Genomic DNA, 21587 nt, shown 5'->3' with positions numbered 1-21587 from the left:
GGGCGGCCCGGGCGACGATCTCCCGGGTCTGCTCCCGGGAGACCGGGCCGGTGGAGAGCACCTTGTGCATCACCAGGCCCTCGACGAGCGCGTCGAGGCCGCGGGCGGTGACCGGGTCCACGAAGCGCTCCAGGACGCTCCGGCTGCGGCGCATCCACGACTCGGTGACCGTGCGCAGCGACGGGTCGCGCAGCGCCGCCAGGTAGAGCTCGTAGGCGACCGCCCAGTCCCGGTCGTCCGCGTCGGCGTCGGCGTGCACCAGGGCGGTGACCGCGTCGACGACGTCCGCCGTGGTGCGCACCGCGGCGAAGTGCGCCTCGTACCGGACCGCCATCCGCTCGGCGTGCAGCGCGAAGGCCTGCGCGCGCAGGTCGTCCAGGCCGGTGAAGTGGTAGGTCAGCGAGCCCAGCGGGACGTCCGCGGCGGCGGCGATCAGCCGGTGCGTCGTCCCGGCGACACCGTGCTCGGCGATGACGTCGATCGCCGCCTCGACGATCCGGTCGTGCCGGTCGGGGTCGTGCCGGCGGGCCGGGCGTTCGGCCTCCGCGGTCATGTGTACGAGCGTACGCATCGATGTGTACAGCTGTACACGTCAGGTCCCGCGCGGCTTCGCCCGGCGGGTCGGCACCGCTGTCGCCGGGTCCTCCGGCCACGGGTGCCGCGGGTAGCGGCCGCGGAGCTCGCTGCGGACGGCGGGCCAGCCGGTGACCCAGAAGCCGGCCAGGTCGGCGGTCGTGGCGACCACCCGGCCGGCGGGGGAGAGCAGCTGCAGCCGCAGCGGGCGGCCGGCGACCACCGGCGCGGCGGCCCAGCCGAACACCTCCTGGACCCGGACCGGGAGCGTGGGGACGTCGGGGTCGGCGTAGTCGACCCGGACCCGCGACCCGGTGGGCACCTCGACCCGCTCGGGCACCAGCGCGTCGAGCCGGCCGGCGAGCTGCCAGGGCAGCAGCGCGCGCAGCGCGGCGACGACGTCGACCCGGGCGAGGTCCCGTCGGCTGCGCGCCGCGCTGACCGCCGGGCTGCCGGCGAGGGCGCCAAGCAGGGCCTCGTCGTCCACCGGCGGCCACGGCGGCCCGAGCCCGGCGTGCGCGGCGGCGAGCCGCTGCCGCAGCCCCGTGGCGGCCGGCGTCCAGCTGAGCAGGCCGAGCCCCTCGCTGCGCAGCCCCGCGGCGACCGCGGCGGTCACCGCGGCCGGGTCCGGGTCGGCCAGCGGTCGCTCGCGGAGCACGATCGCGCCCAGCCGCTCCACCCGCGCGGCGGCCACGTCCCCGTCCCGCCAGGCCACCTCGGCGGCGTCGGTGTGCGCGGCCGCGCCGGCCTCCAGCGCCGTCGCCTCGGCGACCGCAACCGCGGTGCGCACCCGCGCGTCCCGCCGCCCCGGGGAGCGGTCCGCGGCGGCGACGGCCAGCCACTCCGCACCGCCGAGCGCGGTGCCGGGTGCGAGCTCCGCGCCGGTGCCGGCGGCCAGCAGGTAGGTCCGCTCCGCGCCCGGACGGCGGCGGGCCAGCCACTCGGGGTGGGCCAGCCCGACCACCAGACCGGCGGCGGCGTCGTCGGGCAGGTCGGTGTCCGGCGCCGGGGGCGCGGCGCGGGTGAGCCGGTCGACCTCCTCGCGCCAGCGGGCGTCCCGGGTGCGGCGCAGCTCCCGCCAGCCGGCCACCAGGTCGTCGGAGCGGGACGGGACGTCGGCCGACAGCAGCGCCACCACCTCCGCGGCCCGGCGCCGGCCGACCAGCGGTGCGCCGTCGACCAGCGCCCGGGCCAGCCGCGGGTGCGCGCCGACCGCGGTCAGCGACCGGCCGCGGGCGGTGACCCGGCCGGCGTCGTCGACCGCGCCCAGCTGGTGCAGGGTCGCCCGGGCGATCCCGAACGCGGCGGCCGGGGGCTCGTCGGGGAGCGCGAGGCCGGCTCCGTCGGGAGCGCCCCAGCAGGCCAGCTCCAGCGCGAGACCGGTGAGGTCGGCGGCGGCGATCTCGGGCTCCGCCGCGGCCGGCAGCCGGTCGTGCTCGGCGGCCGACCAGAGCCGGTACACCCGGCCCGGTGCCTCCCGGCCGGCCCGGCCGGCGCGCTGCACCGCCGCGGCCCGGGACACCCGCACGGTGGCCAGCGCGCCCATGCCGCGGGCGACGTCGAACCGGGGCACCCGGGCCAGGCCGGCGTCGACCACCGTCCGCACGCCCGGGACGGTCAGGCTGGTCTCGGCGACGTCGGTGGAGAGGACGACCCGGCGCCGTGGCCCCGGGCTGAGCGCGGCGTCCTGCTCCGCGGCCGGCAGCCGGCCGTGCAGCGGCCGGACGTCGGCGTCCAGGCCGGCCAGCAGCCCGGCCACCCGGCCGATCTCGGCCGCTCCGGGCAGGAAGACGAGCACGTCGCCGGTCGTCTCGGCCAGTGCCCGGCGGACCGTGCCGGCCACCGCCGTGAGCAGTCGCGGGTCCACCCGGGTGCCCAGCGGCGGCGCGACCGGCGGGCTCGGCGGGCACCACACCGGCTCGACGTCGTGCAGTGCGCCCGTCGCCTCGAGGACGGGCGCCCCACCCATCAGGACGGCGAGCCGGCCCGCCTGCGCCGTCGCCGACATGGCCAGCAGCGCCAGCTCGGGGCGCAGCGCCGCCCGGACGTCGAGGGCGAAGGCCAGCGCGAGGTCGGTGTCCAGCTGCCGCTCGTGGCACTCGTCGAGCACGACCGCCCCGACGCCGGGCAGCTCGGGGTCGGCCTGCAGCCGGCGGACCAGCAGCCCGGTGGTGACCACCTCCACCCGGGTGGCGGCGCTGCGCCGGCTGTCCCCGCGCACGCTGTAGCCCACCGACGCGCCGACCGGCTCACCGAGCAGCGCGGCCATCCGGCGGGCCGCGGCGCGGGCCGCCACCCGGCGGGGTTCGGCGACGAGGACGGTGCCGGGAACCCGGCCGGCCAGCGCCAGCGGCACCAGCGTGGTCTTCCCGGTCCCCGGTGGCGCGACGAGCACCGCGGCGCCCGCGGCCGCCAGGGCGGCGTCCAGGGCGGGCAGCACCGAGCGGACCGGGAGGTCGGTCCCCGGCGTCCCGGTCGGTGGCAGCACGAGGTCAGTCTGGTGAGCCCTTGTCCGAGCGCCGGAGCCGGGCCAGGCTGGACGCACGGGGACAACGACGTCTCACCGGAGGTCCGCGTGGCGGCACACGGCAACAAGGACAGCAGCAAGGAGGCCTCCGGGGCGCCCGCGCCCCGGGCGCCGGAACGGGTGCGCAACGTCGTGCTCGTCGGCCGGCCGGGGGCGGGCAAGACCACCCTGGCCGAGGCCCTGGTGGTGGCGACCGGGGCGCTGACCCGGGCCGGCCGGGTCGAGGACGGCACCACCTGCCTGGACACCGACGAGGTCGAGGTCCGGCTGCAGCACTCGGTCGGCCTGCACGCGGCGACGGTCGAGCACGCCGGTCACCGCATCACCCTGCTGGACACCCCGGGTGCGCCGGACTTCGTCGGGGAGCTGCGGGCGGCCCTCCGCGCCGCCGACGCCGCCCTCTTCGTCGTCTCCGCGGTCAGCGGGGTCGACGCCGCGACGGTGCAGCTGTGGGACGAGTGCGCCGCGGTGGGGCTGCCCCGGGCGGTCGTGGTCACCCAGCTCGACCGGGCCCGGGCCGACGTCCCGGCCGTCGTCCGGGCCTGCCAGGAGCAGCTCGGCCTCGGCGTGCACCCGCTGCAGGTCCTCGACCCGGCGGGCGGCCGGCTGACGTCGCTGCTCGAACCGGACCAGGGCGACGCCGAGGCCGGCCGGCTGCGTGCCGAGCTGATCGAGGCGGTCATCGCCGAGAGCGAGGACGAGTCGCTGATGGACCGGTACCTGGCCGGCGACCCGGTCGCCGTCGCCGACCTGGTGCCCGACCTGGAGACGGCGGTCGCCCGCGGTGCCTTCCACCCTGTGCTCTGCACCGCCCCGCTCTCCGGCCTCGGCGTGGACGAGCTGCTCGACCTGCTGGTGAGCGCCTTCCCGTCACCGCTGGAACGGCCCTGCCCCGCGGTGTCCCGCCCCGACGGTGCCCCGGCCGGCGTGGTCGGCTGCGACCCCGCCGGGCAGCTGGTGGCCGAGGTGGTGAAGACGACGACCGACCCCTACCTCGGCCGGATCTCGCTGGTCCGGGTCTTCTCCGGCACCCTCCGCCCCGATGCCCTGGTGCACGTCTGCGGGCACGGCACGGTCCACGGCTGGGGGGAGAACCACCCCGACCACGACGCCGACGAGCGGGTGGGCACGATCTCCTGCGTGCTGGGCAGCACGCTCCGGCCGGTGGCCGAGTGCCCGGCCGGGGACGTCTGCGCGGTCGCCCGGCTCGGCAGCGCCGAGACCGGTGACACGCTGTCCGACCCGGCCCGGCCGCTGCTGGTGACGCCGTGGCCGCTGCCGGACCCGCAGCAGCCGGTCGCGGTCGCGGCGGCGTCCCGCAGCGACGAGGACCGGCTGGCCGGCGCGCTGACCCGGCTGGCCACCGAGGACCCGGCGGTCCGGGTGGAGCGCCGGGCCGACACCGGGCAGCTGCTGCTGTGGACCGTCGGGGACGCGCACGCCGAGGTGCTGCTGGACCGGCTGCGCACCCGCTACGGGGTGAGCCTGCAGACCCCGCCGGTGCTCGTCCCGATGGTGGAGACGCTGACCGGCCCGGCGCGGGTGACCGCGCGGCACGTCAAGCAGTCCGGCGGTCACGGGCAGTACGCCGTCGTCGTCCTGGAGGCGGAGCCCGGGCCGCCCGGGTCGGGCATCACCTTCGGCCAGCGGGTGGTCGGCGGAGCGGTGCCGACGGCGTACCACGGCAGCGTGGAGAAGGGCGTGCGTGTGCAGGCGGCCCGCGGGGTGGGCGGCAACCGGCCGCTGGTCGACGTCGCCGTCACCCTGGTCGACGGCAAGGCGCACTCGGTCGACTCCTCCGACGCCGCGTTCCAGGCGGCCGGGGCGCTCGGGCTCCGGGAGCTCGCCGAGGCGGCCGGGACCACCGTGCTGGAGCCCTGGTGCGCGGTGGAGGTGACGGTGCCGGCCGAGCACGTCGGGCCGGTGCTCAGCGACCTCGCCGGCCGGCGGGCGCGGGTGACCGGCAGCGTCGCCCAGCCCGACCGCGACGCCACGACCGTGCTGGCGGAGGTGCCGGAGCGGGAACTGCTGACCTACGCCGGTGCGCTGCGGTCGGTGTCCCACGGCACCGGCCGGTTCACCCGCCGTCCGCTGGGCCACGAGCCCGCGCCGGCTGCCGTCGTCGCGGAGCTGCAACCCGCCTGACCCGGGTCACCGGTCGCCCTCGGGTGGGGTGGAGTGGCTGACCGTGGACCCGGCCCCCTGCGGGTCGCGTGGATGCCGGGCCGACGGTCGCCCGAGCGGCCACGTCCTCGCCGTCCAGGGTCGCGATCAGGGAGGGGCCGGGCGCGTCCGGCGGTACGGCGTCGGTGCGCGCCCAGCCGAACAGCCCGCGGTAGGAGCGGCCCGCCGCCGTCCCGGTCGATGACCTGAGCACGGACTGAGCGGTGCCTCCGGGGCGTGGAGGCGCCGCCCAGCCCGTGGTGATCAGCTCGGTACCCGGTCCAGGAAGCCGAACACGCTCGCCAGCCGCCCATCGCCGTTCCGCACTGCCACGTCGAACCCGGCGATCGGTGCCTCGGGTGCCCCGGCCGGCCCGAGCTCCCAGGTGAACCGGGCCTGGTCGTGGTGGGCGTCGACCGGACCGGCCAGCCGGAAGACGAACCCGGGGAACTGCTGCTGGACCGCGCCGATGGTCGCCGCGATCGCCTCCCGGCCCTCCGCGTCGACCAGCGGGTCGGTGTAGCGGGCGTCCTCGGTGTACAGCGCGGCCACCGCCGCGCTGCGGGCGTCGGCGTCGGTCTCGTTCCAGGCCGCGATGTAGCGCTGGGCCAGGGTGTCGAAGTCGGTCATGGGACGTCCTCTCCTCGGTGGTGCCGACCCGCCTCCCGGGCCGTCGGGGACCAGCCTGGGCAGTCGAGGTCGTGGCGTCGATTACCTGTCAGGTAGTCGTGCCGGGCACCCGGGCTGCCCTACGGTCGGCCCCGTGACCAGCAGCCGGACGACCTCCGGCGGCGCCGGTGACCTGCTGCGGCACTGGCGCCGGCAGCGCCGGCGCAGCCAGCTGGACCTCGCCCTGGACGCCGGCGTCTCGGCCCGGCACCTGAGCTTCGTGGAGACCGGCCGCGCCCGGCCCAGCAGCGGGCTGCTGCTCGCCCTCGCCGAGCAGCTCGACGTCCCGCTCCGCGAGCGCAACGCGCTGCTGCTGGCCGCGGGCTACGCCCCGGCCTACTCCGGGACCGCCCTGGACGGCGAGCAGGCCGCCGCCGTCCGGGAGTCGCTGGGCCACCTGCTGGCCGGGCACGAGCCCTACCCGGCGGTCGTCTTCGACCGGTACGGCGACGTGGTGCTCACCAACCGGGCCGTCGGACCCCTGCTGGAGGGAGCCGACCCGGCGCTGCTGGGCCCGCCGGTGAACGTCTACCGGCTCGGGTTGCACCCCGGTGGGCTGGCGCCGCGGATCCGGGACCGGGCCGGCTGGACCGCCCACCTGGTGCACCGGCTCACCCGGCTGGAGAGGCTGAGCGGGGACCGCCGGCTCACCCGGCTGCTGGCCGAGGTGCGCGGCTACCCGGGCGTCGTCGAGGCGCTGGCCGCCCGGCCGCCCGGCAGCGAGCTGCTGATGACCGTCCAGCTGGCCTCCCCGCGGGGCGAGCTGGCGCTGCACACCACCGTGACCAGCTTCGGTGACCCGCAGGACGTCACGCTGTCCGAGCTCGCGATCGAGTCCTTCTTCCCCGCCGACGAGGGCACCCGCGACCTGCTCCGCAGCCAGGAGCCGTGATCGTTGCGCCGGGCATCCGCCCTGCAGGCGATCGCCATCCTCGGTAGGCATGCGCCATGACCGTGATCGGCTTCCACAACTCCCACGAGCAGGTGCACCCCGCCGACCTGCTGCGCGCCGTGCAGCACGCGGAGGAGGTCGGGTTCACCGCGGCGATGTGCTCGGACCACCTCGAGCCCTGGAACGAGCGGCAGGGCCACTCCGGCTTCGCCTGGTCCTGGCTCGGCGCCGCACTGGCCACCACCGGGCTGCCCTTCGGCGCGGTCAACGCCCCCGGTCAGCGGTACCACCCGGTGATCGTCGCCCAGGCGATCGCGACCCTCGGCGCGATGTTCCCGGGCCGGTTCTGGGTCGCGCTGGGCTCGGGTGAGGCGATGAACGAGCACGTCACCGGGCACGTGTGGCCGCGCAAGGAGCTGCGGGACGCCCGGCTGCGGGAGTGCGTCGACGTCATCCGGGCGCTGCTGGCCGGGGAGGAGGTCAGCCACGAGGGGCTGGTCACCGTCGACCGGGCCCGGATCTGGACGCTGCCGGAGCAGCAGCCGGCGCTGATCGCGCCCGCGGTCACGGCGAGGACGGCGGCCCGGCACGCGGAGTGGGCCGACGGGCTGGTGACCATCAACCAGCCGCACGAGACGTTGCGCGAGGTCATCGGCGCCTACCGGGACGCCGGCGGGCAGGGCACCCTGACCCTGCAGGTGCACGTCTCCTGGGACCCCGACCCGGACCGTGCGGTGGCGCTGGCGCACGACCAGTGGCGCAGCAACGTGTTCCCGCCGCCGCTGTGCTGGGACCTGGACACCACCCGCGCCTTCGACCAGGCCAGCGCGCACGTCACCCCGGAGGCGGTCGGCGAGGCGGTGCGGATCTCCAGCGACCTCGGCCAGCACGCCGCCTGGATCGCCGAGTACGTCGAGCTCGGGTTCGACCAGGTGTACCTGCACCACGTGCCCAAGGAGCAGACCGCGTTCCTCGACGCCTTCGGCGAGCACGTGCTCCCGCAGCTCGACGTCACCGCGCCCGCGCCCGCGGTGGCGGTCGACCCGCCGGGCCCGGCGCAGCCGCGGCGCCCCGAGCAGACGCCGCAGCCCGCCATCCTGCCCTGACCCGCCCGTTCCGAGACGAGGAGCGACCATGCGCATCACCGACACCGCGGACCTGTGGTGGAAGAACGCCGTCGTCTACTGCCTGGACGTCGAGACCTACCTGGACTGGGACGGCGACGGGTGCGGCGACCTCGCCGGCCTCGCGCAGCGGCTGGACCACCTCGCCGACCTCGGCGTCACCTGCCTGTGGCTGATGCCCTTCTACCCGACCGCCTCCCGGGACGACGGCTACGACATCACCGACTTCTACGGCGTCGACCCGCGGTTGGGCACGTTCGGTGACCTGGTCGAGGTGATCCGGACGGCGAAGGACCGCGGCATGCGGGTGATCATCGACCTGGTCGTGAACCACACCTCGGACGAGCACCCGTGGTTCCGCTCGGCGCGCGCGTCGAAGGACTCCCCGTACCGCGACTACTACGTCTGGCGCGCCGATCCGCCGCCGGACACCTCCGCGCAGGTCGTCTTCCCCGACCGGGAGGACAGCATCTGGCAGCTGGAGGAGAAGACCGGGGAGTGGTACCTGCACAAGTTCTACAAGACCCAGCCCGACCTCAACATCGCCAACCCGCTGGTCCGCGACGAGATCGCCAAGGTGATGGGCTTCTGGCTGCAGCTGGGGCTGGACGGGTTCCGGGTGGACGCCGTCCCGTTCCTGCTCGAGACCGAGGGCATCGACCAGGCCGAGGTCGAGCGGTTCCCCGACCCGCACCGGTTCCTGCGGGCGCTGCGCGCGCTCGTCGACCGTCGCGCGGGTGACGGCGTGCTGCTCGGTGAGGTGAACCTGCCGCACGAGCAGCAGGCGGAGTTCTTCGGCGGCACCGACGGCGACGAGCTGACGATGCAGTTCGACTTCATCGCGATGCAGGCCATGTACCTGTCGCTGGCCCGGGCCGACGCCACCCCGCTGGTCGACGCCCTCACCAGCCGGCCGGCGACCTCCCCGGACAACCAGTGGGGGATGTTCGTCCGCAACCACGACGAGCTGACCCTGGACAAGCTGAGCGAGGACGAGCGGGCCGAGGTGTTCGCCGCCTTCGGGCCCGAGGAACGGATGCAGGTCTACGGCCGCGGTCTCATCCGCCGGCTGCCGCCGATGCTCGCCGGTGACCCGCGGCGGGTGCGGATGGTCTACAGCCTGATGTTCTCGCTGCCCGGCACGCCGGTGCTCTTCTACGGCGAGGAGATCGGGATGGGGGAGGACCTGGCGGAGGGCAGCCGGCTGGCGGTGCGGACGCCGATGCAGTGGACCGCCGGCCGCAACGGCGGGTTCTCCCGCGCCGCGCCGTCGAAGCTGACCCGTCCGGTCGTCGAGGGCGGGTTCTCACCCGAGTTCGTCAACGTCGTCGACCAGCGGCGGGACCCGGACTCGCTGCTGTCGTTCATGAAGCTGCTGATCCGCCGCTACCGGGAGTCCCCGGAGCTGGGCTGGGGCACCTTCGAGGTGCTCGGCCAGCCGCACCCGGAGGTGCTCGCCTCGTTGACCAGCTGGGACGACGGCGCGCTGGTGGCGCTGCACAACCTCGGGCCCGAGCCGCGGACCGTGCCGCTCGTGCTGGCCGACTGCGGCAGCACCCACCGGCTGGAGGACCTGCTGACCGTCGGCAGCACGCAGCTGGCGGACGACGGTTCGGTCGAGCTGGCGCTGGAGGGCTACGGGTACCGCTGGCTGCGGGTGGTCGCCGAGGACAGCCGCCGACTGCTCTGACGCTGCGGGCTCAGCAGGGCACGGATCGTGAGCCCGCGCCGGGGGCGGGTGAGCCCGTCCGCCACACCCGGCCGCCTCCCCGGGATCGTCGGAGCCCCCGCCTAGCTTTCCCGGCGAGGTGATCGGACAGATGAGCGACGAGCAGGACGTACTGACCCCCGGCTGGGTCGACCCGCGGGGTCCCCGCGCTCCGGAGCCCGGAGCGGCGCCGGCGGGTGCCACCGCGGTCGTGCCCGGGCAGCGGACCGAGGGCCCGCCGGCCGCCGAGGCACCGGCAGCGGGGGCACCGGCAGCGGGGGCACCGGCAGCGGGGGCACCGGCGGTGGAGGCACCGGGACCGCAGGGGCGCCCGGCGGGTGAGCCGCCGGCGGCCGCAGGCCCGGACCCTGACCCGGCGACCGGCCCGGCAGCCGGGCCGGAGGCCGCGGCCGGTGCGGCGGCGCCCCATCCGGCGGCCCCGGTCGTCGCGCGTCCCCAGCCGCGGCTCCCGCGGCTGCCCAGGCGGGACCCGATGATCCGGATGGGCCCGTGGGCGCCGGTCGCGGGGGCGGCCGTCGGGCTGCTGCTCGGGATCGTGGTGGTGCTGTTGCTCGCCCCGGCCGTGGAGACCTTCGACCAGCGGCTCGCCCTGGTCTTCGTCGTCCTCGGGCTGTCGCTGCTCGGGGCCGGGGGCACGCTGCTGGCCGACGAAGTGCGGATCATGCGGCGCGGCGCCCAGGCCGCCGAGGCCCGCGCGGCGGGGGCAGGGGTGATCGCCGGGTTGCTCAACGGCCTCACCCCGGCCCGCCTGCTGATCGCCGCCAGTGCGTTCGTGCTGCTGCTCAGCGCCTACGTGACCCAGGGGAGCTGACCCGGGCGACCCCGGCCGCAGCCGGCGCCAGCAGGAGGGTGAGCACCGGGCTGGTGTCCAGCACCGCCACGTTCGTGACGGTCGCGCCGATCATCAGCCCGGTGAGCCCCAGCGCTGCCGCGCGGGTCAGCCGCCGGACCAGCAGGCCCACGGCACCGGCGACCTCGCACGCGCCGACCAGGGGCCGCAGCCAGGCGCTGGCGCCGATGTCGGTGAACATCTCCACCATCGCCGGTTCGCTGCCCAGCTTGGCCAGGCCCGCCGCCACGAAGACGACGGCGAGCCCGATCCGCAGCGCCAGCAGCCAGCCCGACCCGGGGGGCGGACCGGGGACGCTGCGTGCCCGCGGTGGCCATGTCAGCCGGCGAGCAGGGCGTCGAGGCGCTCGTAGCCCTCGCGGACGCCGGTCTCCATGCCGCTGGCCAGGAACGCGTCCCGCCCCTCGAAGGAGTCGACCAGCGAGGTGGCGGTCAGCCGGCTGCGGCCGTCCGGCAGGTCCTCCAGCTCCAGCCGCTCGAGGGCCACGCCGTCGGGGAAGCCCTCGAAGGTGAACGTCTGGATGATCAGCTCGGCGGCGCGCACCTCGTGGAAGGAGCCGTGGAAGCCGTACTCCTGGCCGTCGAGGGTGTGCACGTAGCGGTAGGAGCCGCCGGTGCGGCAGTCGTAGTGGTCGATCCGGGCCTCCGTGTCCCGCGGGCCCTGCCACTGCACGACGAGCTCGGGATCGGTGTGCGCGCGGAAGACCTTCTCCTTCGGGGCGTCGAACTCGCGGATGATCCGGACGAGCGGGACCCGCGGGTCGGCGATGATCTGGGTCTCGTGGGCGCTGGTGGTGCTCATGACGGGGTGCCTTCCTCCTGTGCAGCGGTGGGGGCGACGTCGTCCGGCATCGCGGCCAGCACGTCGTCCAGGCGGCGGTAGCGCTCCTCGGCCTGACGCCGGTAGCGCTCGATCCACTTCGTCATCAGGTCGAAGACCTGCGCTTCCAGGTGCACCGGACGGCGCTGGGCCTCCCGGCTGCGGCTGACCAGGCCGGCGTCCTCGAGCACCTTCAGGTGCTTGGACACCGCCTGCAGGCTGACCTCGTAGGGGGCGGCGAGCTCGTTCACGGTGGCGTCGCCGACGGCGAGCCGGGCCACCATGTCGCGCCGGGTCGGGTCGGCCAGGGCCGAGAACACCCGGGACAGTGCGTCTGCCGCCACGTGGACCTCCTCCTCCTCTCCTCAACCGGTTGGTTGAGGAAGAGGCTAGGGCTGCCGCTGACGGGTTGTCAACCTCTTGGTTGTGCAGCCCTCAGCTCTCCGACGGGCTGAGCTCGACCAGCGAGATGCGGCCGGCGACCACGTCCTCGGCCACGTCGTCCACGACCCGGTCGCTGGCGAAGGCGTAGGCCTTCAGCGCGGCCAGGGCGTCCTCGGTGTCCAGCCCGAGGGCGATGTTGACCATCCCGGTGGCCTGCCAGACCTGGGCCCGCTGCAGCGCGTCGGGGCCGTCCCACCAGCCCGGGCGGCCCTCCTCCTTCGGTGCACCCAGGGCGGCGGCGACCATCGCCCGGGTCAGCGCGATGGTCACGTCCTCGATGTCGTCGCGGTCGGTGGCCGGCAGCTGCCCGGGGTCCCGGACGTAGAGGTCGAGCACCACCAGCGGCCCCAGCGGGGGGAGCAGCGGCACGGACAGCACCGCGTGGAACGGGGTCTCGCCGACCAGCGCGGTGTGCAGATCGGGCCAGTTGCGGGCGATCGCGGCCTCGTCGAAGGCGATCGCCACGCCGTCGTCGTGCGCCCGCAGGCACGGGCCCTCCCCGTGGGTGAACTGCAGCCGCTCGGCCTGTGCGGCGACCGGGTCGCTGGCACCGATCGGCGTCCGCAGGCCCTTCATGTCGTGGATGCTCATCCCGGCGCCGTCGACCGGCAGCGCCGCGACGCACGCGCGGGACAACCGGACGGCGAGCATCTCCGGTCCGCGCAGCTCCGGCGGGGGCAGCTGGTCGAGCGCCCGTGCGAACCGCTGTGCCGCCTGTCCTGCCGCGGTCATGTCTCTCCCTCGTCGGTCGGCGCCCTCGGCGGCGCCCGACCAGACTGCCCGTCCGGACGCGGCGGCACCAGCGGGGATGATCAGCCGAAGGCGTCCGACCCGAGGTGGACGGCGAGCCCGAGCCCGGCCACGGCGATCAGCCGGCGCAGCGCGGTCTGCGGCACCCGGCGCACCACCCCGGGGCCGAGGGAGCCGCCGACCAGGAAGCCGATCGCCAGGGGCAGGGCAGCCAGCCAGTCGACGTCGGCGAGGACCGCGTAGCCGAGCGCCGCGACCGAGTTGGCCACGCCGAGCACCACGTTCTTCATGGCGTTGCTGCGCGGCACGCCCTCGCCGGTCACCAGCAGCAGCATCGCCAGCATCAGGACGCCGGCGGCTGCGCCGAAGTACCCGCCGTAGATCGAGACGACGAACGCCCCGACGACCAGCCACCGGGAGTCGCGCTGCGGGTGCCGGGCCCCGGCCTCCGCCAGCTCGCGGGCCGGGCGCTGCACCAGGATCGCCGCCGACGCCCCGGCGATCAGGAACGGGACGAGCTTCTCGAACGCCGACGACGGGGTGAGCAGCAGCAGCACCGCGCCGGTCCCCCCGCCCAGCAGCGCGGCCGCGCACAGCGGCACGAGCCGCCGGCGCTGACCGGTCAGCTCCGGACGGGAGGCGCTGACCGACCCGATGCTGGAGAACGCCAGGGCGACGGTGTTGGTGACGTTGGCCGTCAGCGGCGGGATGCCGGTGGCCAGCAGTGCGGGGTAGCTGAACAGCGAGGCGAGACCCGCGACGCTGCCCACCAGCCCCGCGGCGACGCCGGCGAGCACCAGCAGCGCGAACTCCAGTGCGCTCACCGGGTGACCAGCACGGCGATGGCGACCAGCCCCAGCACGACGATCGCCGTCCGCAGCACCGGTGCCGGCAGCCGCCGGCCGAAGGTCGACCCGACGTACCCGCCGACCAGGGACCCGCCGGCCACCAGGCTGGCGGCGCGCCAGTCGACGCGGTCGGTGGCCACGACGACGTAGGTCAGCGCCGCCACCGCGTTGACGCCGAGGGTGAGCACGTTCTTGATCGCGTTGAGCCGCTGCAGCGGCTCGCGCAGCAGCAGGCCGAAGATGCCGATCTGCAGCACGCCCTGGCTGGCCGCGAAGTACCCGCCGTAGGTGCCGGTCGCGTACGCGCCGGCCACCAGGGCGGCCAGCCGGCCGCCGCCGACGTGCGGGTCGGTCTCCGTCCCGAGGCGGGCGCGGCGGTCCGCGAGCCGGCGTTGCAGCAGCGGCTGGACCGCGACCAGGACGACGGCCAGGGCGACCAGCCCGGGCACGATCGCCTCGAACGCCGACGCAGGCAGGTGCAGCAGCAGGAACGCCCCGGTGAGCGCCCCGAGCACGGAGGCGGGGAAGAGCCGCAGCAGCAGCCGGCGCTGGCCGGTCAGCTCACGGCGGTAGCCGATGGCACCGGTGAGGTTGCCCGGCACCAGGCCGAGGGAGTTGGAGACGGTGGCGGTGACCGGGGGCAGTCCCACCGCCAGCAGCACCGGGAAGGTGACCAGGGTGCCCGAGCCGACGACGGCGTTGATCGAGCCCGCCGCCAGGCCGGCGAGGGCGACCGCGAGCATCTCCACCGCCGTCATGCCCGCATCGACGCGAGGGTGTCACAGCGGGTGCCTGTGAGCCCGCACACCGCGGGGTCCAGTGGGTAGGGGACACCCATGTCAGCGCGCAGTGCGGCGGTCGCGGCCGCAGACCGGTGGGTCGACCCCGACGACGGCATCCGCTATCCCGCCGGTGAGGTCCACGCCTGGCTGCCCGGGCACAACGAGACGGTGTGCGGGCTGTCGCTCAGCCGGTCGGGGCTGTCCCGGTTCCCGCACGTGACGTGGGCGGACGTGCAGCCGGAGTCGGGGCGGCACGCGGAGGAGGTCCAGGTGGTGTGCCGGCGCTGCCGGGCGGCCCAGGGCGCCCGGCGGGACGAGCGCGGCTGGACGCGGACCAACCCCCGGCCCTAGGCCGGCGTGAGCTCGCCGTCGACCGACCGCCGCCGGTTGTCCGCCAGCCAGCGGGCGAACTCGGCGGCCGGGGCGGGTCGCAGGTACCGGAAGCCCTGCAGGGCGGTGATCCCCGCGACCTGGAGGAAGGCCTCCTGTGCTGCGGTCTCCACGCCCTCCGCGACGGTGGTCAGCCCCAGCCGGCCGGCCATCTGGACGATCGCCTCGACCACGGCGGCGTCGGCGGCCCGGGTGAGCGCGCCGGCCACGAAGGACTTGTCGATCTTCACGATGTCGATCGGCAGGCTGCGCAGGGTGGTCAGCGCGGAGTAGCCGGTGCCGAAGTCGTCCAGCGCGATCCCGACCCCGAGCCGGGCGAGCTCGTCCAGCGTCGCCGACACGGCGGGGGAGTCCAGCACGGTGGTCTCGGTGACCTCGACGACCAGCCGGTCCGCGGCCAGGCCGGCGTCGGCCAGCGCGTCCCGGACCAGGTCCACGAAGTGCGGATGGGCGAGCTGCGTGGGGGAGGCGTTGACGTGCAGGGCGACCGGCGTCGTCCCGCCGTGCCAGCCTGCCGCCTCGACGCAGGCGGAGCGGAGCACCCACTCACCGAGTGCGAGGACGGCGCCGGTCTCCTCGGCCAGGCCGAGGAACTCGTCGGGACCGAGCAGGCCGCGAGCCGGGTGCTGCCAGCGCACCAGCGCCTCGACGGCGGTGCAGCGGCCGTCGGTCGCGGACAGCACCGGCTGGTAGGCGAGCACCAGCTGCCCGTCCTCGACGGCGGCCCGCAGCTCGGCCTCGGCGGCCGCCCGGTCGTCGAGCTGCAGCAGGCCGGGGTGGAAGAACTGCACCCGGTTCTTGCCGGCCGCCTTCGCGGCGTACATGGCGACGTCGGCCTGGTGGACGACGGTGCTCTCCGGCTGCCCGGCCCGCACCTGGGTCGCCCCGACGCTGGCGCCGATCCGGGCCAGGCCCTCCGCCAGCTGCACCGGGGTGGAGATCAGCTGCACCAGCCGCTGCCCGGTCGCCCGGGCGTCGGCCTCCCCGGCGCCGCGCAGCAGCACCGCGAACTCGTCGCCGCCCAGCCGGGCGCACAGGTCACCGCTGCGGAGCACCGACCTGAGCAGCGCGCCGAGGTGGGCCAGCAGCCGGTCGCCGGCGAGGTGACCCAGCTCGTCGTTGACGACCTTGAAGTCGTCCAGGTCGAGGAACAGCACCCAGGACTCGGTGCCCGGGGTGGCCAGCGCCTGCTCCATCGCGGAGGCGAAGGCGGGCCGGTTGGCCAGGCCGGTGAGCCCGTCGGTGCGGGCCTGGGCGCGGAGCTCCTCGTGGGCGTCGCAGGTGCGCAGGGCCAGCGCGACCTGGGCGAGCATCGACCGGACCGCGACGATCCCCTCGCAGGGCACCCGGGGCGTGGCGCCCAGGAGCACGTACCCGCCCGGGGTGTCCGGGAGGGCCAGGCACACCCACTGGCCGGCCACGCCGGAGGCCAGCACCAGCTCCGGCGGGGCGGTGACGACCACCGCCTCCTGGCCGACCGGCCCTGCCGGGAGCAGCGCGCGGGGCAGCGTGCGGGGCTGCCGGCGCCACCCCCCGGCGGTCCCGGAGACCCGGAGGGCGTCCCCGCCGTCGTCGTACACGACCGTCGAGCGCAGCCCGGGCGTCGAGCGGCAGATCGCCTCGGCGGTGACCCAGGACGCCGCGATCACCGCGAGCCGGTCGGTCACGCCGATCAGCCGGCCGGCGAAGGCCGCCAGGGCGCCGTCGCGCTCGAGGTCCATGTCGCGCTGGAAGAGCCCCAGCGCCAGGTGGCGGGCGACGAGCGCGTTGATCAGGATGACCGGCAGCGAGCCGAGCACCGGCGCCGGCGACGTCCAGGACGCCTGACCGGGGACGACGCCCCACAGCGGCACCGCCAGGGAGACCGCCAGGCACGCCCCGGCCGCGTAGCCGGCGACCCGCCCGTTGCTGCCGTAGGCGCCGCGGAACCACAGCGCGGGGACCACGACGCCGAACGCGATGGCCGGCTGCGTGCAGGCCAGCGCGAACAGCAGCAGGCACAGCGCGTCGGCGAGGTCCAGGACGAGCGGCACGGCGCGGGTGCGGTAGCGGTGCCGCCACGAGACGGCGAGGCCGCTGCAGGAGACGGCGACCAGCGCGAGCGTCCAGCGGTCGCCGGCGACCAGCATGCCGATCGGGGTCAGGAACAGCGCGGCCAGCGCCGAGAGGGCGAACAGCCACCGGACGCGTTCCACCGGCTCGGCGGGCCGGCGCAGCAACTCGGCCGGCCGGGGGAGCAGCGCGGCGCGCGGCCAACGCGCAGCCAGCCGGCCACCGCCCTTCCGTGTCCCGGGGAAGTCGCCCATCCACCCTGCCCGTCTCGTGCGTGGAGAGCCGTGCCCCCGTCGGGCGGACTCCGTTCCCCTTTTCTCGGCACGGGCCGTTCCGCTGCACATCCCCCGTCCGGGGCAGTGAGGCCCCGTCCCGGGGTCCTTGATCAGTCCTTGCGGCCGGCGTCGACCAGGCGCATCACCACGACGCCCTCCTCGTCGGAGGCATCCAGGTCGACCTCGACGTCGAACCCCCAGTCGTGGTCGCCGGCCGGGTCGTCCAGGATCTGCCGCACCCGCCACAGCCCCGGCTCGCTCTTGTCCACGATGAGCAGCGCCGGGCCGCGGGCGTCCCCACCGGTGTTGAGCTCACCGTGCTCGGCGAAGTAGGCCTGCACGACCTCGCCCCAGCGGTCCGCGTCCCACCCCGAGCCGGAGTCCAGCTCACCCAGGTCGTACCAGCGGCGCAGCGCGATCAGCTCCACCCGGCGGAACAGCGCGTTGCGCACCATCGCGGTGAACGCCCGCTCGTTGCCGGTGAGCGGCCGCGGCCGGGCCGGCACGGCGACCGGGGCGTCCAGCGGCTGGTCGGGGCTGGTCAGCTGCTCCCACTCGTCCAGCAGCGAGGAGTCGACCTGGCGCACCAGCTCACCGAGCCACTCGACGAGGTCGGTGACCTCCTCGGTGCGGGCGTCGGCGGGCACGCCGGAGCGCAGCGCCTTGAACGCGTCGGACAGGTAGCGCAGCACCGCGCCCTCAGAGCGGGTGAGCTGGTAGGTGTTCACCAGCTCCCGGAAGGTCATCGCCTGCTCCCACATGTCCCGCACCACGGACTTCGGCGACAGCTGGGCGTCGGCGGCCCACGGGTTGCCGGAGACGTAGACCTCGAAGGCGTGCTGCAGCAGCTCGGCCAGCGGCTGGGGGTAGGTGATCTCCTCGAGCAGCTCCATCCGCTCGTCGTACTCGATGCCCTCGGCCTTCATCTGCGCCACGGCCGCGCCCTTGGCCTTGTTCAGCTGCGCGGCCAGGATCTGCCGCGGGTCGTCCAGGGTGGCCTCGATGACGCTCACCACGTCGAGGACGTAGGTGTCGCTGTCGGCGTCGAGCAGGCCGATCGCGGCCAGCGCGAACGTGGACAGCGGCTGGTTGAGCTGGAAGTCCGGCGGCAGGTCGACGGTCAGCCGGTAGCGCCGTCCGTCGGCCTCGGGCTCGTCGAGCCGGACGACGATCCCGGCGGTGATCAGCGACCGGGCGATGCCGATCGCCTCGCGGATGTGCCGCAGCTGGCGCTTGCGCGGCTCGTGGTTGTCGGTGAGCAGGTGCCGCAGCGCCGCGACCGGGTCACCGGGCCGGGCCAGCACGTTGAGGATCATCCCGGTGGAGACCCGGAAGTGGCTGCTCAGCGGCTCGGGCTCGGCGGCGATCAGCCGCTGCTGGGTCGACTCGCTCCACGGCACCATGCCCTCGGGCGCCTTGCGGCGGACCAGCTTGCGGCGCTTCTTCGGGTCGTCGGCGACCTTGGCGAACTGCTTGAGGTTCTCCACCTCGTGCTCGGGCGCCTGGACGACGACCGTGCCGGCGGTGTCGTAGCCCGCCCGCCCGGCCCGGCCGGCGATCTGGTGGAACTCCCGGGCGTTGAGCAGCCGGGTGCGGGTGCCGTCGTACTTGCTCAGCGCGGAGAACACCACGGTGCGGATCGGCACGTTGATGCCGACCCCGAGGGTGTCGGTGCCGCAGATGACCTTCAGCAGCCCGGCCTGGGCCAGCTGCTCGACCAGCCGCCGGTACTTGGGCAGCATCCCGGCGTGGTGCACGCCGATGCCGTGGCGGACCAGCCGGGACAGCGTCGTCCCGAAGGCGGAGGAGAACCGGAAGCCGCCGATCTGGTCGGCGATGGCCTGCTTCTCCTCCTTGGTGGAGACGTTGACGCTCATCAGCGCCTGCGCGCGCTCCAGCGCCGAGGCCTGGGTGAAGTGGACGACGTAGACCGGCGCCTGCCTGGTGGAGAGCAGCTCGTCGATCGTCTCGTGCATCGGGGTGGTCGCGTAGTAGTGGTGCAGCGGCACCGGGCGCTCGGCGTGGGCCACCAGCGCGGTGGGCCGCCCCGTGCGCCGGGTGAGGTCCTCCCGCAGCGTGCTGACGTCGCCGAGGGTCGCCGACATGAGCAGGAACTGGGCCTTGGGCAGCTCGATGAGCGGCACCTGCCACGCCCAGCCGCGGTCGGGGTCGCCGTAGAAGTGGAACTCGTCCATGACCACGAGGCCGATGTCGGCGTCCGGCCCCTCGCGCAGCGCGATGTTGGCGAGCACCTCGGCGGTGCAGGCGATGATCGGTGCGTCGGCGTTGACGCTGGCGTCGCCGGTCAGCATCCCGACGTTCGCCGCACCGAAGACCCCGCACAGGGCGAAGAACTTCTCGCTGACCAGTGCCTTGATCGGCGCGGTGTAGAAGCTGACCCGGTCGGCGGCCAGCGCGGCGTACTGCGCACCGGTGGCCACCAGCGACTTGCCGGAGCCGGTCGGGGTGGCGAGCACGACGTTGGCCCCGCTGACCAGCTCGATCAGCGCCTCCTCCTGGGCTGGGTACAGCGGCGTGCCGGCGTCGTCGGCCCACTCGGCGAACCGGGTGAAGACCGCGTCCGGGTCGTCCCCGAGGGCGAAGAGCTCCGACAGGTCGTCGGGGTCGGCGATCAGCACCGAGGCGTCCGGCGAGGGCAGCGCGGTGGCGGGGGAGTCGGCCGGGGTCGTGTCGGTGCCGGCGGGGGAGAGCGTCATCGTGCGCACCAGGGTGCCCGATGACCGGCAACTCCCGGCGGCGACTCCTCCGGGGGACACGCGCCACGATCCGGTGACGATCCGTCCGGTGATGCGTAAGGTGGCCAGTCCCTGGACAGAAGATGAACAGCAGGTGAACGCGAGGTGGAGGGGTGATGAGCGTGCAGGGATGCCCGCAGTGCCGGTGGGTGCCCGTGGTCGACGAGTCGGGCCGTCGTCGGCTGGAGATGCGGTGGGGTCGGCCGGGCAGCGTCACGACGCTGGGCGCCCGGACCAGCAGGACCGTGGCGGCGCACGCCGCCTGACGAAGGACCTCCTCCTCCCCACCCCTCGCAGGCTCGCGGCGGGACCCGGGAGAAGACCTGACCGGCGACCCGGGAGGTGTCGAGGCGCGCAACGGAGCGCTCCCTCGGCACCTCCCGGGTCGCTGGCTGTCCGGGCCGGTCAGCCGGTGGTCGGGGCGAGCACCCGGTCCAGCTGGTGCCGCAGCACCCGCAGCGCGTCGTCGGTGGTGCGCTCCCGGCCCAGCACGCTGGCCGTGAGCCCGTTGGCCAGCGCCAGCAGCAGGACCACCTCGGTCCGCGCGTCCAGGTCGGCGCGGACCTCCCCGGCGGCCCGGGCCCGCTCCAACCGGGCGGTGAGCCAGGCCTCCAGGGCGTCGGGGTGGCACCCGCACGGCGCCGAGCGAGGTCGGGACGTCGGAGGCGGTCACCGGCACTGCCCACAGCCGGGTGGCCGCCCGGTCGGCGGCGGCGAGGAACCGGCGGCGGGCGCGGTCGCTGCGGAACGCCGAGGCGCGGTCGGGGACGGTCATGCGAGCTCTCAGGCGGAGGAGGGCGGTGCCACCGGCGGCACGTTCAGATACGGACGTGTCCAAACGGGACGCGTCACGGGCCGGTGCGGGGGATTCCCGGCGCCGACTGCGGGTAGGCGAACGGCGAGGCGGCACCGGCCGGCGCGTTCGACGTGCCGGCGGCGTGAGCAGAGCGCAGGAGTGCCGCCGCCCGACGTGCAGGAGGAACCACCGTGTCGTCACCGCGCCCCGAGTCCCAGCCCGAGCAGCAGCAGACCCCGCCCGGCACGCTGGGTGAGATGACCCCCAAGGCCGACCACGGCGAGGAGAGCTACCGCGGCTCCGGCAAGCTGACCGGCAAGCGGGCGGTGATCACCGGCGGTGACAGCGGCATCGGCCGCGCGGTCGCGATCGCCTTCGCCCGCGAGGGCGCCGACGTCCTGATCTCCTACCTGAGCGAGCACGAGGACGCGCAGGACACCGCCAAGTACGTCGAGGAGGCCGGGCGCAAGTGCGTTCTGGTCGCCGGAGACCTCTCCGACCGGGCCCACGCGCACACGATCGTCCCGAAGGCGCTCGAGGAGCTCGGCGGGATCGACATCCTGGTCAACAACGCGGCGTTCCAGATGACCCACGAGACGCTGGACGAGATCAGCGACGACGAGTGGGACCACACCCTGGCCACGAACCTCACCGCGATGTTCATCCTGTGCAAGGACGCCGTGCCGCACATGCAGCCCGGTGCGTCGATCATCAACACCTCGTCGGTGAACTCCGACATGCCCAAGCCCACCCTGGCGCCCTACGCCACCACCAAGGCCGGGATCGCCAACTTCACCGCCAGCCTGGCGCAGATGTACGGCGACAAGGGGATCCGCGCCAACAGCGTGGCCCCGGGCCCGGTGTGGACGCCGCTGATCCCGTCGACCATGCCCGCCGAGGACGTGGCCAGCTTCGGCTCCCAGGTGCCGCTGGGCCGCGCCGCACAGCCGGCCGAGCTCGCCCCCGTCTACGTCCTGCTCGCCAGCGACGAGGCCAGCTACGTGTCCGGGGCCCGCGTCGCGGTGACCGGCGGGAACCCGATCCTCTGATGGTCTTCGTCTGGGGCTGGGGTGGGGGCGGCCCACGACGACGGCGCGGCTGGGGCCCCGGCTACGGCCGCGGCTACGGCCGCGGGTACGGCCGTGGGT

The 21587-nt window shown here is 75.3% G+C and carries 20 protein-coding genes; 8 read left to right on the top strand and 12 right to left on the bottom strand.

What is annotated here, in order from left to right:
• Together FHL80_RS21555 and hrpB are read right to left on the bottom strand one after the other, a co-directional pair.
• The coding region (locus tag FHL80_RS21555; RefSeq protein ID WP_138735394.1) for a TetR/AcrR family transcriptional regulator at positions 1–553 on the bottom strand (553 nt) is incomplete at its 3' end.
• 39 nt (positions 554–592) lie between these two features.
• Positions 593–3061, bottom strand: a complete 2469-nt coding sequence (gene hrpB, locus FHL80_RS21550; RefSeq protein ID WP_138735393.1) for an ATP-dependent helicase HrpB — start codon at positions 3059–3061, stop codon at positions 593–595.
• 87 nt (positions 3062–3148) lie between these two features.
• Between hrpB and FHL80_RS21545 the strand changes: the two genes are divergently transcribed.
• On the top strand, positions 3149–5245 hold the full coding sequence (locus tag FHL80_RS21545; protein ID WP_138735392.1) for an elongation factor G-like protein EF-G2: 2097 nt from the start codon (positions 3149–3151) through the stop codon (positions 5243–5245).
• Positions 5246–5527: 282 nt separating this feature from the next.
• Here FHL80_RS21545 and FHL80_RS21535 read toward each other — a convergent pair whose 3' ends face one another.
• The gene (locus FHL80_RS21535; RefSeq protein WP_138735391.1) at positions 5528–5893 is read right to left on the bottom strand and encodes a nuclear transport factor 2 family protein; all 366 of its coding nucleotides are present in this window, start codon (positions 5891–5893) and stop codon (positions 5528–5530) included.
• A gap of 133 nt (positions 5894–6026) precedes the next feature.
• Here FHL80_RS21535 and FHL80_RS21530 point away from each other — a divergent pair, with 133 nt between their 5' ends.
• The 4 genes from FHL80_RS21530 (at position 6027) to FHL80_RS21515 (ending at position 10488) form a co-directional block, all read left to right on the top strand.
• The gene (locus FHL80_RS21530) at positions 6027–6824 is read left to right on the top strand and encodes a helix-turn-helix domain-containing protein (RefSeq protein ID WP_138735390.1); all 798 of its coding nucleotides are present in this window, start codon (positions 6027–6029) and stop codon (positions 6822–6824) included.
• Between the two features lie 56 nt (positions 6825–6880).
• Positions 6881–7930: a TIGR03885 family FMN-dependent LLM class oxidoreductase gene (locus tag FHL80_RS21525; protein WP_138735389.1), complete on the top strand. Its 1050-nt coding sequence runs from the start codon at positions 6881–6883 to the stop codon at positions 7928–7930.
• A 28-nt stretch (positions 7931–7958) separates the two neighbouring features.
• Positions 7959–9638, top strand: coding sequence for an alpha-amylase family protein (locus FHL80_RS21520; RefSeq protein ID WP_138735388.1), 1680 nt, complete (start codon positions 7959–7961; stop codon positions 9636–9638).
• A 130-nt stretch (positions 9639–9768) separates the two neighbouring features.
• On the top strand, positions 9769–10488 hold the full coding sequence (locus FHL80_RS21515) for a hypothetical protein (RefSeq protein WP_138735387.1): 720 nt from the start codon (positions 9769–9771) through the stop codon (positions 10486–10488).
• On the opposite strand, the gene FHL80_RS21510 is transcribed toward FHL80_RS21515, so the two are convergent.
• The 6 genes from FHL80_RS21510 to FHL80_RS21485 form a co-directional block, all read right to left on the bottom strand.
• Positions 10460–10783, bottom strand: a complete 324-nt coding sequence (locus tag FHL80_RS21510) for a DoxX family protein (RefSeq protein WP_281283553.1) — start codon at positions 10781–10783, stop codon at positions 10460–10462. The genes FHL80_RS21515 and FHL80_RS21510 overlap by 29 nt on opposite strands.
• A gap of 62 nt (positions 10784–10845) precedes the next feature.
• Positions 10846–11328, bottom strand: a complete 483-nt coding sequence (locus tag FHL80_RS21505) for an SRPBCC family protein (protein WP_138735386.1) — start codon at positions 11326–11328, stop codon at positions 10846–10848.
• Positions 11325–11690, bottom strand: coding sequence for an ArsR/SmtB family transcription factor (locus tag FHL80_RS21500; RefSeq protein ID WP_138735385.1), 366 nt, complete (start codon positions 11688–11690; stop codon positions 11325–11327). Before FHL80_RS21500 ends, FHL80_RS21505 begins: the two co-directional genes overlap by 4 nt.
• Positions 11691–11781: 91 nt before the next feature.
• Entirely contained in the window at positions 11782–12522 is a 741-nt protein-coding gene (locus tag FHL80_RS21495; protein ID WP_138735384.1) for a hypothetical protein, read from the bottom strand.
• A gap of 80 nt (positions 12523–12602) precedes the next feature.
• On the bottom strand, positions 12603–13364 hold the full coding sequence (locus FHL80_RS21490) for a sulfite exporter TauE/SafE family protein (protein WP_138735383.1): 762 nt from the start codon (positions 13362–13364) through the stop codon (positions 12603–12605).
• Positions 13361–14146, bottom strand: coding sequence for a sulfite exporter TauE/SafE family protein (locus FHL80_RS21485; RefSeq protein WP_138735382.1), 786 nt, complete (start codon positions 14144–14146; stop codon positions 13361–13363). The genes FHL80_RS21490 and FHL80_RS21485 overlap by 4 nt, the downstream gene beginning before the upstream one ends.
• Positions 14147–14224: 78 nt before the next feature.
• Here FHL80_RS21485 and FHL80_RS21480 point away from each other — a divergent pair, with 78 nt between their 5' ends.
• On the top strand, positions 14225–14521 hold the full coding sequence (locus FHL80_RS21480; RefSeq protein WP_026845022.1) for a hypothetical protein: 297 nt from the start codon (positions 14225–14227) through the stop codon (positions 14519–14521).
• Here FHL80_RS21480 and FHL80_RS21475 read toward each other — a convergent pair.
• Both FHL80_RS21475 and FHL80_RS21470 read right to left on the bottom strand, forming a co-directional pair.
• Positions 14518–16866, bottom strand: a complete 2349-nt coding sequence (locus FHL80_RS21475) for a putative bifunctional diguanylate cyclase/phosphodiesterase (RefSeq protein WP_216870939.1) — start codon at positions 16864–16866, stop codon at positions 14518–14520. The genes FHL80_RS21480 and FHL80_RS21475 overlap by 4 nt on opposite strands.
• 131 nt (positions 16867–16997) lie before the next feature.
• Positions 16998–19604 (bottom strand): DEAD/DEAH box helicase, encoded by a 2607-nt coding sequence (locus FHL80_RS21470; RefSeq protein WP_246078863.1) that lies wholly within the window; start codon positions 19602–19604, stop codon positions 16998–17000.
• Between the two features lie 155 nt (positions 19605–19759).
• Here FHL80_RS21470 and FHL80_RS25780 point away from each other — a divergent pair, with 155 nt between their 5' ends.
• Complete coding sequence (locus FHL80_RS25780) at positions 19760–19909, top strand: hypothetical protein (RefSeq protein WP_216870938.1); 150 nt, start codon at positions 19760–19762, stop codon at positions 19907–19909.
• A gap of 139 nt (positions 19910–20048) precedes the next feature.
• Here FHL80_RS25780 and FHL80_RS21465 read toward each other — a convergent pair whose 3' ends face one another.
• Positions 20049–20234 (bottom strand): hypothetical protein, encoded by a 186-nt coding sequence (locus FHL80_RS21465; RefSeq protein WP_138735380.1) that lies wholly within the window; start codon positions 20232–20234, stop codon positions 20049–20051.
• Positions 20235–20630: 396 nt separating this feature from the next.
• Here FHL80_RS21465 and FHL80_RS21460 point away from each other — a divergent pair, with 396 nt between their 5' ends.
• Positions 20631–21488 (top strand): SDR family oxidoreductase, encoded by an 858-nt coding sequence (locus tag FHL80_RS21460; protein ID WP_138735379.1) that lies wholly within the window; start codon positions 20631–20633, stop codon positions 21486–21488.
• Positions 21489–21587: the final 99 nt, after the last annotated feature.

The organism is Modestobacter excelsi (assembly GCF_005930495.1).
Taxonomy (GTDB): Bacteria; Actinomycetota; Actinomycetes; order Mycobacteriales; family Geodermatophilaceae; genus Modestobacter; species Modestobacter excelsi.
This window is presented reverse-complemented; position numbering and strand designations above follow the sequence as displayed.